Here is a 13,289-nt window from a genome sequence, read left to right as displayed (position 1 = left end):
CGTGGCCACCGGTAACGCGGGGGCGGGGTTCACCACTGTGCGCCGATCAGCCTGGGTTCCGGTTCGATCGGCACGCCGAACCTCTCCAGTACCGAGGCGGAGATCCGCCGCGCCAGTGCGAGCAGTTCTTCGCCGGTGGCCTGGCCGTGGTTGACCAGCACCAGCGCATGGCTTGGGGCGACGCCGGCATCGCCATCGCGGTAACCCTTCCAGCCACAACTTTCGATCATCCAGCCCGCGGAGATCTTGCGGCGGCTGTCGTCGTCGGCCGGGTACACGGGCAGCTCCGGGAAGTGCTGCAGCAGCACCTCCACCTGTTCCAGCGGCAGGATCGGGTTCTTGAAGAAGCTGCCCGCGTTGCCGAGCACGTCCGGATCCGGCAGCTTGCGGCGGCGGATGTTGATCACCGCGTTGGCCACATCGGCGGCCACCGGCAGTTCAACGCCCATCGCCTCCATTTCCTCGGCGATCCCGGCATAGCCCAGGCGCAGGCCATGCAGCAGCGGCAGGCGCAGCTCGATCGCGGTGATCAGGTAACGGTCCGGGTCGTGCTTGAAGATGCTGTCGCGGTAGGCGAACTGGCAGCCTTCCGCATCGAAGCGCACCCAGTCGTTCTCGTGTCGGTCCCAGGCATCGACCGCCTGGATGAACTCGCCGACCTGCGCGCCATAGGCGCCGATGTTCTGGATCGGCGAGGCGCCGGCGGTGCCGGGGATCAGGGCCAGGTTTTCCAGCCCGGATAGCCCGTTCTGCAACGACCACATCACCAGCCCATGCCAGTTCACGCCGGCACCGGCACGCACGATGGTGTGGTCGGCGCGGTGCTCCAGGATCTCGATGCCGCGGTTGGCGAACACCAGCACGGTGCCTTCCACGTTGTCCGCGATCAGCACGTTGCTGCCGCTGCCCAGCACCAGCAGCGGCTGCTCTGCGACGCGTGGCAGGGCCAGCACCTCCGGCAGCACGGAAGGATCGAACACCTCCAGCAGCTGCGCGGCCGTGGCGTCGACATGGAAAGTGTTGAGCGCCTTCAGCGAGGCGTTTTCAGTGATGGCCCAGGCAGTCATGGCGTCGTTCACAGCGGTGCCACCGCGCCGCGGCTGGGCGCCTCTCTGCGGCGACGGATCGCCTCCACGCAGTCATGTACCAGCTCCGGGCCACGGAAGATCAGGCCGCTGTAGCACTGCACCAGCGCGGCGCCGGCGGCCATCTTGGCCACCGCGTCCGCACCGGATTGAATGCCGCCCACGCCGATCAACGGCATCGATTCGGGCAGGCGCGCGCGCAGGCGGCGCAGCACCAGGGTCGATTGGCCCAGCAGCGGCGCACCGGACAGGCCGCCGGCTTCGTTCGCGCGCGGGTCACCGGCCACGGCACTGCGGTCGATGGTGGTGTTGGTGGCGATCACGCCGTCCACCTTGAGCTCGCCGAGCACGCGCGCGGCCGCATCGATGTCGCGATCGCTCAGGTCCGGGGCGACCTTGACCAGCATCGGCACCCGCTTGCCGTGCTTGGCGGCGAGGCTTTCCTGGCTTTCGCGCAGCTGCGAAATCAGCTGGCGCAACGCGGTCTCTTCCTGCAGCTCGCGCAGGCCGGCGGTGTTCGGCGAGGAGATGTTGACGGTGATGTAGTCGGCCAGCGGATACACCTTCTGCAGGCACTGCTGGTAATCGTCGAACGCCTGCTCGTTGGGGGTGTCCTTGTTCTTGCCGATGTTGATGCCGAGCAGGCCGGTGCGGCGCTTGGCGCGTTCGACATTGCGCACCAGCGCATCCACGCCCAGGTTGTTGAAGCCCATGCGGTTGATGATTGCGTTGTGCTCAGGCAGCCGGAACAGGCGCGGCTTCGGGTTCCCAGCCTGCGGACGCGGGGTGATCGTGCCGATCTCGACGAAGCCGAAGCCCAGGGCCAGCAGCGCATCGATGTGCTCGCCGTTCTTGTCCAGGCCGGCGGCCAGGCCCACCGGATTCGGGAAACTCACTCCGAACGCGTTGGTCGGCAGCGGGTCGATGCGGCGGCCCATCAGCGGCGTGGTGCCGGTGCGGTAGGCCAGGTCCAGCGCACTCAGGCCAAGGCCGTGGGCGCGTTCTGCATCAAGGGCGAACAGGAAGGGGCGGGCAAGCGAGTACATGGCGTTCAATCAGTCCAGCGTGCCGACAAAGGCACGGGTTTGGTATTCAAAGGCGATCTGGCCGTCCACCGCGTGGGCGTCGAACAGCTGTTGCAGTGCGTCCAGCATTGCCGCGTGGCGCGGGTGACCGGTCTGCGGTGCATACGAGGAGGACAGCAGGCGGCCGCGCAGGCCGTCGTAGTCCATGCGCTGCACATTCGGCAGCCGGGCCATGCCACGCAGACCCTCGCCAAACCACGCGCGCATGGTGTCATCGTCCTGATAGCGCTCGGCGACCTCGGTGTAATCGGTGCCGAACTCCAGCAGCAGCTGCTCGTAGCCGATCAGGAACGGCGAGGCATCGAGCAGGCGCGAGTTCCAGAACACCAGGGCCATGCCCTCGGGCTGCAGGATGCGCGCCCATTCGCGGCGCACCGCGGCGGTATCGAACCAGTGGAAGGCCTGCGCTGCGGCAACGAGGCCAACGCTGTTGTCGGCCAGGCCGGTGGCCTCGGCGGTGCCGTTGGCGACCTTCAGACGCAGATAGTCCGGCGCGAGCAACTGCTCGGCGGCCTCGCGCATGGCCGCGTTCGGTTCCACCGCGATGACCGGGTGGCCGGCGGCCAGGAACAGCCGGGTGGAAATGCCGGTGCCGGCGCCGATATCGGCGACCAGGGTTTCGGTGGGCACACCGATGTCCTGGTGCAGCCAATCCAGCAAGGCCGGGGGATAGTCGGGACGGTAGCGGACGTAGTCGGCCACCCGACTGCTGAAGCGTTCGGTCGAATCCGAGCGGCTCATGTGCACCTCACGATTGGGTAGCGGCAAACCAGGCCAGTCCGCCGAAGAACAACAGCACCACCACCATGGCGAGCAGGCTGCCGATCACCACGATCCAGCCCAGGATCAGGCCGGCCAGCGCCATGCCGTCGCCTTCCAGTTCCAGCGGCCGGCGGCGGATCTCGGCACGCGCCAGGTGGCCGGTGATGATCGCCGCGATGCTGCCGATGAAGGGCAGGGCGGTCCAGCCGAGGATGCCCATGATCAGGCTGACCACGGCCATGGCACTCGTTTGTCGGGGCGGAAGGCTCATGCAGGTCCTGGTCGCGGTGGGAGGGTTCGATGATAGGGCCAGCGGCGGGTTTATCCCATCAGGACCTGGCCACCATCGACATTCAAGGTATGCCCGGTAATCCAGCCCGCCAGCGGCGAGCACAGGAACAGCGCGGCGTTGGCGATGGCCGCCGGCTCGCCGAAGCGGCCGAACGGGATCTTCGCCAGGGTGTTTCGATACAGCTCGGGGTCCTGCTCGCGCCGGCGCGCCCACAGGCCATCCTCGAACTCGATCGAGCCCGGGGCGATGGCGTTGACGCGGATGCGCTGCGGCGCCAGGGCCAGGGCCTGCGAGGTGGTGTAGTGCATCAACGCGGCCTTGGCGGCCGCATACGGCGCGCCACCCGGGCGCGGCTGCTGGGCGGCGATCGAGGCCAGGTTGAGAATGCAGGCATCGCTGGACTGCTGCAGCCAGGGCAGGGCGAGTCGCGAGGCGCGCACGGCCGACATCAGATCGACATTCAAGCTGGCTTCCCAGCCCGCCTCATCGTCGGTCATACCGTAGCCGGTCGCGTTGTTGACCAGCACGTCGATGCCGCCGAGGGCCTGCGCGGCATCGGCCAGCCAGCGGCCGATGTCGTCCAGCCGGGAGAGGTCGGTACTGGCCGTATGCACGGCCAGGCCGAGGGCCCCGGCATCCGCACGCAGCGCGGCCAGACCGGCCTCACCGCGTGCGCAGACCGAGACGCGGGCGCCTGCCGAAGCAAACGCCAGCGCCATCGCGCGCCCGATGCCCTTGCTGCCCCCGGCGATCAGCACCCGGCGCCCGGTGAACTCCAGGCGCGGGCCGGCCGGCAGGTGGGGCGCGGCGTCCATCACAGGTCGAACTTGATGCCCTGGGCCAGCGGCAGCGAGTCGGAGTAGTTGATGGTGTTGGTCTGGCGGCGCATGTAGACCTTCCAGGCGTCCGAGCCGGACTCACGACCACCGCCGGTGTCCTTTTCGCCACCGAACGCACCGCCGATCTCCGCACCCGAGGTGCCGATGTTGACGTTGGCGATGCCGCAGTCCGACCCCGCTGCCGAGAGGAAGCGCTCGGCGGTCTTCAGGTTGGTGGTGAAGATCGAGGACGACAGGCCCTGCGGCACGCCGTTCTGCATGTCGATCGCTTCGTCCAGCGTGCTGTACTTCATCACATACAGGATCGGGGCGAAGGTCTCGTGCTGGACGACCTCGTCGCTGTTCTTCAGGCCGGTGACGATGGCCGGCAACACGAAGTTGCCCGCGCGGTCGATGCGGGTGCCGCCGGTCTGCACGGTGCCGCCGCTGGCCTTGGCCTTCTCGATCGAGGCCAGGAACTGCTCCACCGCGCCTTCGCTGTTGAGCGGGCCCATCAGGTTGGCCGGGTCGGTCGGATCGCCGATCTTGCCTTCGACCTGCTTGTACGCCTTGATCAGCGTGGCCAGCACGTCGTCATGGATGGATTCGTGCACGATCAGGCGGCGCGTGGTGGTGCAGCGCTGGCCGGCGGTACCGACGGCGCCGAACACGATGCCCGGGACCGCCAGCTTCAGGTCGGCGGTTTCGTCCAGGATGATCGCGTTGTTGCCACCCAGCTCCAGCAGGCAGCGGCCCAGGCGATGCGCGACCTTCTCGGCGACCTGACGGCCGACCTGGGTCGAGCCGGTGAAGCTGATCAGCGGCACGCGCTTGTCGGCCACCATCTTCTGCGACAGCTCGGTGCCGGCATCGTTGATCAGGAAGAACAGGTCCGGGAAGCCGCCCTCGCGCAGCGCTTCATTGCAGATGCGCATGGAGGCGATCGCGGTCAGCGGGGTCTTGTTGGACGGCTTCCACAGGCAGATATCGCCGCAGATCGTGGCCAGGAAGGAGTTCCAGGCCCACACCGCGACCGGGAAGTTGAACGCACTGATGATGCCGACCAGGCCCAGCGGCTGGTACTGCTCGTACATCCGGTGGCCCGGGCGCTCGGAATGCATGGTGTAGCCATAGAGCATGCGGCTCTGGCCCACGGCGAAGTCGGCGATGTCGATCATCTCCTGCACTTCGCCATCGCCTTCGGGCTTGCTCTTGCCCATTTCCAGCGCGACCAGCGAGCCCAGGGCATCCTTGTTGGCGCGCAGGGCGTTACCGCACAGGCGCACGGCTTCGCCACGGCGCGGGGCCGGGGTGGTGCGCCAGACCTTGAAGGCCTCCTGGGCGCGGGCCACGATGGTTTCGTAGTCGGCGTCGGTGGTCGCGTAGACCTGGGCGATGGCTTCGCCGGTGGTCGGGTTCACCGGGGTGATCACACCGGCATCAGTGGCCGTGGACCACTCGCCGTTGCCAAGGTAGGTGCCAGCGTTGGTCGCGTCGAGGCCGAGGGCCTTGAGCAGATCAGAGGACATGCAAACTCCTGTTGCGTTGCGTTTGTAAGGCGCTGGCCGCTGGCAGGGTGGGGGCGGCAAGCTGAACCCCGAATGGTAACAGAGGGGGGCAATGCCTCATCTGGCGGTGCAGCGCGGTTCTGGCCCACGCCTTGCTCTCGGGGCAGCCCGGGCCCCGAATTCATTTTTGCATTGCCTCAGGGGGGCGGCGTCCGGGCCGCCCTCCCATGCCTCACGCTGCCTGGGTGGACGCGTCGGCGTGAACGTGATGCGGGGACCAGCTTGGCTGATCACGGTGCCAGCGCCACGCACTCTCGATGATCGGCGACAGCTCGGTCCAACGTGGCGTCCAGCCGAGGAGTTCGCGCGCCTTGGTGCTGGAGGCAACCAGTCGGGCCGGATCGCCCACGCGGCGTGGCGCGACGTCGTACGGGATCGCAACACCCGATACGGAGGCGGCCGTCGCAATCACGTCGTGGACGGAGAAACCCTGGCCGTTGCCCAGATTGAAGGTGTGCGCCCCTTCGTGGCGGTCCATGAATCCCAATGCCAGTGCATGTGCCTGAGCAAGGTCCTGGACGTGGACATAGTCGCGCACGCAGGTGCCGTCGGCGGTGTCGTAATCGTTGCCGAAGATCTTTAGGGACGGCCCCTGGCCCAGCGCCGCTCTCAGGACGTTGGGGATCAGGTGTGTCTCGCAGGCGTGAGCTTCGCCGATGCCATGGTCGGGCAGGGCGCCCGCCGCATTGAAGTACCGCAGGGCCACCGAGCGCAGTCCGTAAGCATGCGCCGCATCTGCCAGGAAACGCTCTGCCATGAGCTTGCTGGCGCCGTAAGGATTGATCGGTGCCTTGGGGTGTTTCTCGTCAATCACATCTGAAACCGGATTGCCGAAGACTGCTGCGGTCGACGAAAACACCAGCTTGCGCACATCGTGACGGCGCATGGCTTCGAGGAGGTTGAGCGTGCCTGTCACGTTGTTTGCGTAGTAGGCGAAGGGCTCGGCAACCGACTCGCCTACCAGCGACTTGGCACAGAAGTGCATTACTGCGTCGAACCTGCGCCCGTGGAAGGCGCGCTCTAGTGCGGCTGGATCCAACAGATCGGCCTCGATCAGCTCGCCCCAACGGACGGCGCCGCGGTGGCCGGTGGAGAGGTTGTCGAGCACAGTGACCGAGTGCCCATGCTCGGCCAGCCATTGAGCCATGTGGCTGCCGATGTACCCGGCGCCACCGCAGATGAGGATGCTATTCATGAATCACTTCCAAAAAGTTTTTCGAGCTTAGTACTAAGTAGTTTGCGTGCGCAGACTACTAAACTCACTCCAGCGTTGATCGACATAGTCTCGAAACTGCCCCTGAAACCTCTCGACAGAGAATTTCTCAGCATGGCGCCTGCATGCCGCGGGTGATATTGGCTCAGGCATGGATTCGAAGCGATTAACCGCATCGATTATCGATTCCGGGGTCTGTTCAGCAAACCATAGGCCGGTCGTCGACTGTGGATTGCCGGCGCCCACAACAGTTTCCAATGAGCCGCCTTTCCCAAATGCGATCACTGGAGTCCCACATGCCTGTGCTTCGACTGGGATAATTCCAAAATCTTCCTCTGCGGCAAACACGAAGGCCTTTGCGCGCTGCATATGATTCTTAAGGGCGGAGAATGGCTGATACCCCAATAGCGCCACGTTTGGGGTCGAAAGCGACCTAATTTTGGACATTTCAGGGCCATCGCCAATGACCACAAGTTTCCGATCCGGCATCCGAGAAAAGGCCTTGACGATGAGGTCCATGCGTTTATAAGGTACCAAGCGAGACGCTGCAAGATAGAAATCGCCTTTGTTCTCGCAAAATTCGAAGGCGTCAACATCTACCGGCGGGTAGATCACGTCCGACTGACGGCCGTAAACTTTATGGACGCGCCGCCCAATGAAGTGCGAGTTAGCAATGAAGTGGTCGACGCCAGCAGCAGTTCGATAGTCCCAAATTCGGACCTTGTGCAGGAGCCATCGCACCAGCCAGCCTTTCGGCCCCCATCCGATCTTGGATTCGCGAAGGTACTGGTGCTGCAAGTCCCAGGCGTAACGAATGGGGGAGTGAATGTAACTAATATGAAGTTGATCAGGACCTGTAAGCACTCCTTTCGCAACTGCATGTGAACTGGAGATAATTACGTCGTACTTGGACAAATCCAACTGTTCGATCGCCAGTGGCATTAGTGGGAGGTACGAGCGGTAGTGTGTTCTAGATCCCGGAATTCGCTGTATAAACGTGGTTTTAGTTCGCTTGCCGCCAAGATGAGTGCGATCTTCGTCGGACAGGTGGTCCACGACGGAAAAAATATCCGCCTCTGGAAATAGTGATGCAATTCTCGCCAAAACCTGTTCGGAGCCCGCGAATGTAACGAGCCATTCATGCACGATGGCTACCTTCATGAGCGGGGTACCAATTTGACGAATTTCGACCGAATTGAACTATAATGAAGCCCAGAATTAGTGCGGGGCTGTCGCGCTACTGCACTTGTTGGGCTAATCGGTCCTGGGCATATTTCAATTATCATTATGTGTGGGTCGCTAATGGCTCGGTTGGATAGGCTATTTGCAGTCTTGCTCAAAGCTAAAGGAAGATGGATGGAAAGATTGCACGCGGAGATGGATGTCACTTTAGTCTCAACAGCGGATTGGGACAATCCATATTGGACAAATAAGCAGCACATGGCGGTTGAATTTGCTAGGCGGGGGCAGAAAGTTCTATATATTGAGTCCCAAGGGCTCCGGGCACCAACGGCCACGAAGAAGGACTTCGCCCGAATCGTTCGACGTCTGTCGAAAGGGCTTCGCCCCCCTAGGCAAGTTCGAGATAATCTGTGGGTTTGGTCGCCATTGGTAATTCCATTTCATGGTTCTGCTTTTGTCAGGTCTATTAATCGCTGGATACTTGAGGCCGGCGTTCGTTTTTGGCAATTCGTGAAGGGCGTTAGGCCTGACCTGCTTTGGACCTATTCGCCAATGACGACCAAGTTCTATGACCTGGCAAGGTATAGGTTGGTTGTGTATCACGCCGTTGATGACATCAAGACGCAGCCTGGAATGCCGAGGAGTGCCATTGAATTGGCAGAGGCGGAACTTTCCTCAAGGGCCGACGTCATCTTTGTGACAGCCAAAAATCTGTATCTACAGCACTCGAAGCTAAATTCAAATACGCACTACTTGTCAAATGTAGCAGATTTCTATCATTTCAACGCTGCCTTAGACGCTTCGACAGTAGTGCCGGAAGATATTTCTATAATTCCCAGGCCTCGGATCGGCTTTGTTGGGGCAATATCGAGCTATAAGATCGATTTTGAACTTGTCAGGAAGCTTGCATCTGAACGACCGAACTGGTCCTTTGTCTTCATCGGGGAAGTCGGTGAGGGTGATCCACTTACTGATTCATCGCTGCTATCTGGTCTTCCAAATGTCTATTTCTTGGGGGGGCGTGCTTATAGCAGTCTTCCCGGGTTCCTGAAGGGAATTGACGTCGCTATTCAGCCGAATAAGTTAAACGAATATACGCAATCAATGTTTCCAATGAAATTCTTTGAGTATCTTGCGGCCGGGCGATCTGTGGTGTCGGTCGATCTTCCAGCGCTTTCCGAGTATCGTGAAGTAGCTCACTTCTCCACGAGTTCGTCAGAATTTCTGTTGTGCATAGAGCGAGCTTTAGCGGGGGCTGGGCCCTCTTTGGAAGTTCGGCTGGCGGCCGCTCGAAAGCACACATATGAGCAACGAATGGATCGTATGTATCAAATTCTCGACGAATTAAAATCGTCTTGATGAGTTAAGTTACATTGAATCGTTTTTTGATGAATTCGGGTATCAGGGGCGAAAGAGCTCTTCGTAATTCAGGTACCGATAGGAATAGCGTCAGCCAAATCACTGACGTCATCAAGATGATCGGCACTATTTCGTTGCCCAGCTTAAACCTTGGTGCGAGGGTCTTGGTTGCGACAATTTGGATTAAGCAGCCAACTGACAGCCACGTTAGTAGAGGAAAGACGTCTCGCCAGAGCTTCAGTCGGGAAAGCCCCAAAGTCATCAGCACGGCCGAATATGCTGCGATCCCAAGGCCGGGTGTGCCGGCACCAATCTGGCGCCATAGGAGTGTGTTGACCATAATGTTGGCGGCGACTGCCATTGCCGTTATAAATAGAGCTTCGCGATTTCGAAGTTGCGCATTCAGTGCCTTAATTAGATAATAGCTAGTGATGGTCATTCCAAGCCCCGCTGCCATCCAGGTTAAGGCGGTGCTCGTCAGGGCTATTGAGTGTTCATTGAAGGCACCCCTTCCGAAAAGGATGCGCACGATAAATTCTGAGTTTAGCGAGGTAAATGCACCAATTGGGAATGCAATCGAGAGGGTTGCTTTTGTTGCGCTCACCACGTGTGCATGCATCGTGCGTGGGTTGGCGCCTGCCATCTTTGACATGGTGAGGACGCCAAGGGGCATCGCGATCACCTGTACTGCGGTGTCGCAGAGGAAACGGGCGTAATCGACGCTCGGGATTACACCGACTCCAATCTGAGACGAAATCATCCGCTCGACTAATACGTTGAGCTGTGCAATTAACGGAAGGCCGAGCAGAGGGGCGAGGTGCCGCATGAACACTGTCGAAATCTCGGTGGCTTCGCGTCTGCCAGGCACGCCTTTCGGCCAAACTGAGCCAATTCGTCTTAGTTGGAGCAACGTCCAAAGAAAAAGGCCGACGTGACTCGCCAGAACACCGATGGCCAGCCACACGTCTTGCCGAAGCCACACCGCAATTCCTGCGCCGGACATAGAGCCAATGTTAAGCAGCATTGGGCGCCATGCGATTGCACCATACTTTCCATGTGCGGCTTCGATGTAACTCAGCATCCCGCTTAGAATGAAGAACGGTGTCGACAGTGCCATTATCTTTAATAGACTGGACGCGAGGCTCAGTGCATTGGCGCTAGCGCCTGGGGCCACCACCCCTGCGACGTTTTTTGCGAAGACGTAAAGTATGGTGCTGACAACAAGTGAGACCGCGAGCGCATAAAGAGTAGCGATCAAAAGCAGGTTTCGTGCACTATCAGCACTGTGGTTTTGGCTCTTCTTGTAGAGTGGAAGAAGTCCTGCGCTCAGGCTATCGCCAACTAATGCCTGGATGGGAATCAGGTAGGTGGTCTGAGCGATGCGGTAGGCAGTCGCGGTCTCGCCTGTGCCAAACCAAGATGCAAATAGTAATTCCCTGACTAGCCCAACAGCTTTGGAGGCGATGTTGCCCGCTGCGATTGCGCCTACGCTACTCGCCATCAGCGGCTTTCCTTTTCGAAATTGCTCTGATGAGGCTGATGTATTTCTCGGAGATTGATGGCCAGCTGAACTTCTCGGCAGTCGCCCTGCAGTTGGATCTCACCGTCTCCATTCTTTGAGGCTGCTTCAAAAGAAAATCGACGTGTCTCGCGATGGCTATTGCGTTCTGGTCCGTAATGAATCCGTTATGTGGCTCATTAATGACCAAGCTTGCACAGCCGACTTCAGTCATGATCACTGGAAGGCCGCACGCCAGCGCCTCCAAGACCACCATTCCCCAAGTTTCATAATTGCTTGGGAACACAAAGCAATCAGCGGTCTTCATGAATAGGTCTACATCCATTCGAGTACCAAAAAACTCCACTCGGCCAGCTACGCCTATCCTTTCGGCGAGGTCCGCATAAGGCTTTGCATCACTAAACCGTCCCCCAACCACCCATAGGATTGCTCGGGAATCGCAGTGCTCAAGTGCTGCGATTACAAGGTCTAGACGCTTGGATTCAAATTCATGTGCAACAAACAATAGGATGAATGACCCGTCCGGAGCAGCCAGGTCGAATCGAAGTGCCTTGCGGACGTCATCGCCTACCGGCTTGTATCTATCGAGGTCGATCCCATTGGGTATGCATACTAGCTCGATTCCCGCACGGCTGTACTTCGCTGTCTGCGTCAGCGTTTCTTCGGATATGCAAACCGCGGCGCTGACTCCGGATGAACGCAGGACAATGCGCTCACGGGCAATGCGAAAGCTGAAGGCCGGGTTAAGATACTGTGGAACCCGCTGCAACCAAGGCCTTTGGTCACTTTTCGACTGTTCCGTAAATATGTTGTGCATCACAACGATGTCGCCGCCAAACGCCTCTATGTTGTGGTCAATTGTAATGTGGCCGTTCTTCCTGAGTCTGGTAAGCTGGACTTGACCATAAATTGAGAACAGCACGAGCCGCAAGAGGTGCCTGAAGCGAGATAGTATCTTTGATGTTGGATCCCAACTCCGCAGCGCATTTCCTATGGGCATTGTCATCGCTACGCAACCATCGACGAGGCCAGTGACATCATAGTCAGTAACTAAAGTTACATCGTGACCCAATCTGGTCATGCATCGCGCAGTCTCGATGGCGACAGTGCCCCCGCCAGTGCCTACCGCATCTCTTGCCGAGATTGCGATCTTTAATTTCGCTTCTCGATCCTCTTCGAGAGCAATGCGGCTATCGGCCATGATGCCCAATGCCTCTTGCCTCATCGTAGATCTCCTCTAGGCGCACAGTTTGCTTCCGGATGTCGAACTCGCTCTCGACCCTCGATCGGGCAGTGCGACCCATTCGCCCGCGTAGTTCGCTGTTGTCTAAAAGGATCTTCATGTGGTGCACGAGCCCGTCAACATCATGCTCGGGCGACAGAAATCCATTCTCTCCATGGATAATGGCTTCGGCGATTCCGCCTGACGAAAACGCAACAACAGGAACCCCAAGTGCGTTCGTTTCGGTTATGACAGTTGGTAGTCCCTCTCTGTCTCCGTCACGAGCAGTGATGCTGGGCACAGCCTTCAGCGCCGCGCGGGTATCCCAAGACTTGACGTCGTCTGGCGGAAGCATGCCTAAGAAACTAACGCGACTTGATATTCCCAATCGCTGCGCCTTGGCTTCCAGGGACGCGCGTAATGGTCCGTCTCCAATAACGATCAGTTTGACATCACTGTTGGTTACTGCAAGCTTGGCCACTGCCTCAAGCAGCAATGACGTACCTTTCTTTTCTACCAGTCGGGCGACATGAACAATTAGACCGCTCTCTCCTGAGTGCGTCCTTGCAGTTCTGGCTTCTGTATCAATGCCTATGTGATGAACCAATGTCTTATTCTCTGGAAAACCCCGACTGAGCGCTGCCTCGCGGATGAAGTTCGACACGCAAAGGAACATATCGCCCCTACGGGTCAAATGCTTCCTGAATAGCACTGCGTTTACTAGCGCGGGACGACAGGACTTGAGCATGTCCATTTCTGACCGAGTAACATCGAACCCATGTAGCGTCGTTATCAGAGGGCATCCAAGACTATCTGCTAGAGGCATCGCGTATACCGAGTCCACTGCAAAGTGTGCGTGAATGATTTTGGGGTGCTGTCTAAGTTGAGTCATCTCGTCCATAAATGGAGAGCTGAATCTAAGGGCCTGGATTGCTGCACCTTGCATCGTTCTGCCAAGCCAAGTCCTTGCGTTAGGTACTGCTACCGCGCGATCAATGGGGCTGCCGAATAGCTTGCGGCCAACATAGATGGGGTCATACCGTTGCAGGTTTGATGCTTGCTCTGTTATGAATGTCTCTGATGGTTTAAAGAGCTGGAGGCGAAACACTGCTACAGCATCTCGATTCCTGCTATCTTTTAACTGTTGCGATCCATTAATTGATTCGGTATTGCTTGCCATAAGC

12 protein-coding genes are annotated in these 13,289 nt (G+C 59.5%); 1 reads left to right on the top strand and 11 read right to left on the bottom strand.

Annotated features, from left to right (window positions below; genetic code table 11):
- Nucleotides 1-29: 29 nt before the first annotated feature.
- The 8 genes from murB to ABE473_RS07195 form a co-directional block, all read right to left on the bottom strand.
- On the bottom strand, nucleotides 30-1,079 hold the full coding sequence (gene murB, locus ABE473_RS07230) for a UDP-N-acetylmuramate dehydrogenase (RefSeq protein WP_346488978.1): 1,050 nt from the start codon (nucleotides 1,077-1,079) through the stop codon (nucleotides 30-32).
- Nucleotides 1,076-2,131: a quinone-dependent dihydroorotate dehydrogenase gene (locus ABE473_RS07225; RefSeq protein ID WP_346488977.1), complete on the bottom strand. Its 1,056-nt coding sequence runs from the start codon at nucleotides 2,129-2,131 to the stop codon at nucleotides 1,076-1,078. The genes murB and ABE473_RS07225 overlap by 4 nt, the downstream gene beginning before the upstream one ends.
- Nucleotides 2,132-2,140: 9 nt before the next feature.
- On the bottom strand, nucleotides 2,141-2,911 hold the full coding sequence (locus ABE473_RS07220; protein ID WP_346488976.1) for a class I SAM-dependent methyltransferase: 771 nt from the start codon (nucleotides 2,909-2,911) through the stop codon (nucleotides 2,141-2,143).
- Nucleotides 2,912-2,918: 7 nt separating this feature from the next.
- On the bottom strand, nucleotides 2,919-3,203 hold the full coding sequence (locus tag ABE473_RS07215) for a DUF4190 domain-containing protein (protein WP_179459104.1): 285 nt from the start codon (nucleotides 3,201-3,203) through the stop codon (nucleotides 2,919-2,921).
- A gap of 50 nt (nucleotides 3,204-3,253) precedes the next feature.
- Nucleotides 3,254-4,039, bottom strand: a complete 786-nt coding sequence (locus ABE473_RS07210) for an SDR family oxidoreductase (protein WP_346488975.1) — start codon at nucleotides 4,037-4,039, stop codon at nucleotides 3,254-3,256.
- On the bottom strand, nucleotides 4,039-5,571 hold the full coding sequence (locus tag ABE473_RS07205) for an aldehyde dehydrogenase family protein (RefSeq protein ID WP_179459102.1): 1,533 nt from the start codon (nucleotides 5,569-5,571) through the stop codon (nucleotides 4,039-4,041). The genes ABE473_RS07210 and ABE473_RS07205 overlap by 1 nt, the downstream gene beginning before the upstream one ends.
- A gap of 211 nt (nucleotides 5,572-5,782) precedes the next feature.
- Complete coding sequence (gene galE, locus ABE473_RS07200) at nucleotides 5,783-6,805, bottom strand: UDP-glucose 4-epimerase GalE (protein ID WP_346488974.1); 1,023 nt, start codon at nucleotides 6,803-6,805, stop codon at nucleotides 5,783-5,785.
- 33 nt (nucleotides 6,806-6,838) lie between these two features.
- Nucleotides 6,839-7,984 carry a glycosyltransferase family 4 protein gene (locus ABE473_RS07195; protein ID WP_346488973.1) on the bottom strand — a complete coding sequence of 382 codons (1,146 nt, stop codon included), beginning with the start codon at nucleotides 7,982-7,984 and terminating at the stop codon, nucleotides 6,839-6,841.
- Nucleotides 7,985-8,179: 195 nt separating this feature from the next.
- On the opposite strand from ABE473_RS07195, the gene ABE473_RS07190 reads away from it, so the two are divergent.
- Nucleotides 8,180-9,364, top strand: a complete 1,185-nt coding sequence (locus tag ABE473_RS07190; protein WP_313218114.1) for a glycosyltransferase — start codon at nucleotides 8,180-8,182, stop codon at nucleotides 9,362-9,364.
- Between the two features lie 4 nt (nucleotides 9,365-9,368).
- On the opposite strand, the gene ABE473_RS07185 is transcribed toward ABE473_RS07190, so the two are convergent.
- Genes ABE473_RS07185 through ABE473_RS07175 form a run of 3 tightly spaced genes read right to left on the bottom strand, consistent with a single transcriptional unit; the run spans nucleotide 9,369 to nucleotide 13,285 of the window.
- Nucleotides 9,369-10,865, bottom strand: a complete 1,497-nt coding sequence (locus ABE473_RS07185; protein WP_313218116.1) for a lipid II flippase MurJ — start codon at nucleotides 10,863-10,865, stop codon at nucleotides 9,369-9,371.
- Nucleotides 10,855-12,084, bottom strand: a complete 1,230-nt coding sequence (locus ABE473_RS07180) for a glycosyltransferase family 4 protein (RefSeq protein ID WP_346488972.1) — start codon at nucleotides 12,082-12,084, stop codon at nucleotides 10,855-10,857. The genes ABE473_RS07185 and ABE473_RS07180 overlap by 11 nt, the downstream gene beginning before the upstream one ends.
- Nucleotides 12,074-13,285: a glycosyltransferase gene (locus ABE473_RS07175; protein WP_346488971.1), complete on the bottom strand. Its 1,212-nt coding sequence runs from the start codon at nucleotides 13,283-13,285 to the stop codon at nucleotides 12,074-12,076. The genes ABE473_RS07180 and ABE473_RS07175 overlap by 11 nt, the downstream gene beginning before the upstream one ends.
- Nucleotides 13,286-13,289 lie beyond the last annotated feature (4 nt).

The organism is Stenotrophomonas sp. TWI700 (assembly GCF_039673645.1).
GTDB lineage: Bacteria > Pseudomonadota > Gammaproteobacteria > Xanthomonadales > Xanthomonadaceae > Stenotrophomonas > Stenotrophomonas maltophilia_AA.
The sequence above is the reverse complement of the archived record's forward strand: the minus strand, read 5'-3'. Positions and strand labels throughout refer to the sequence as shown.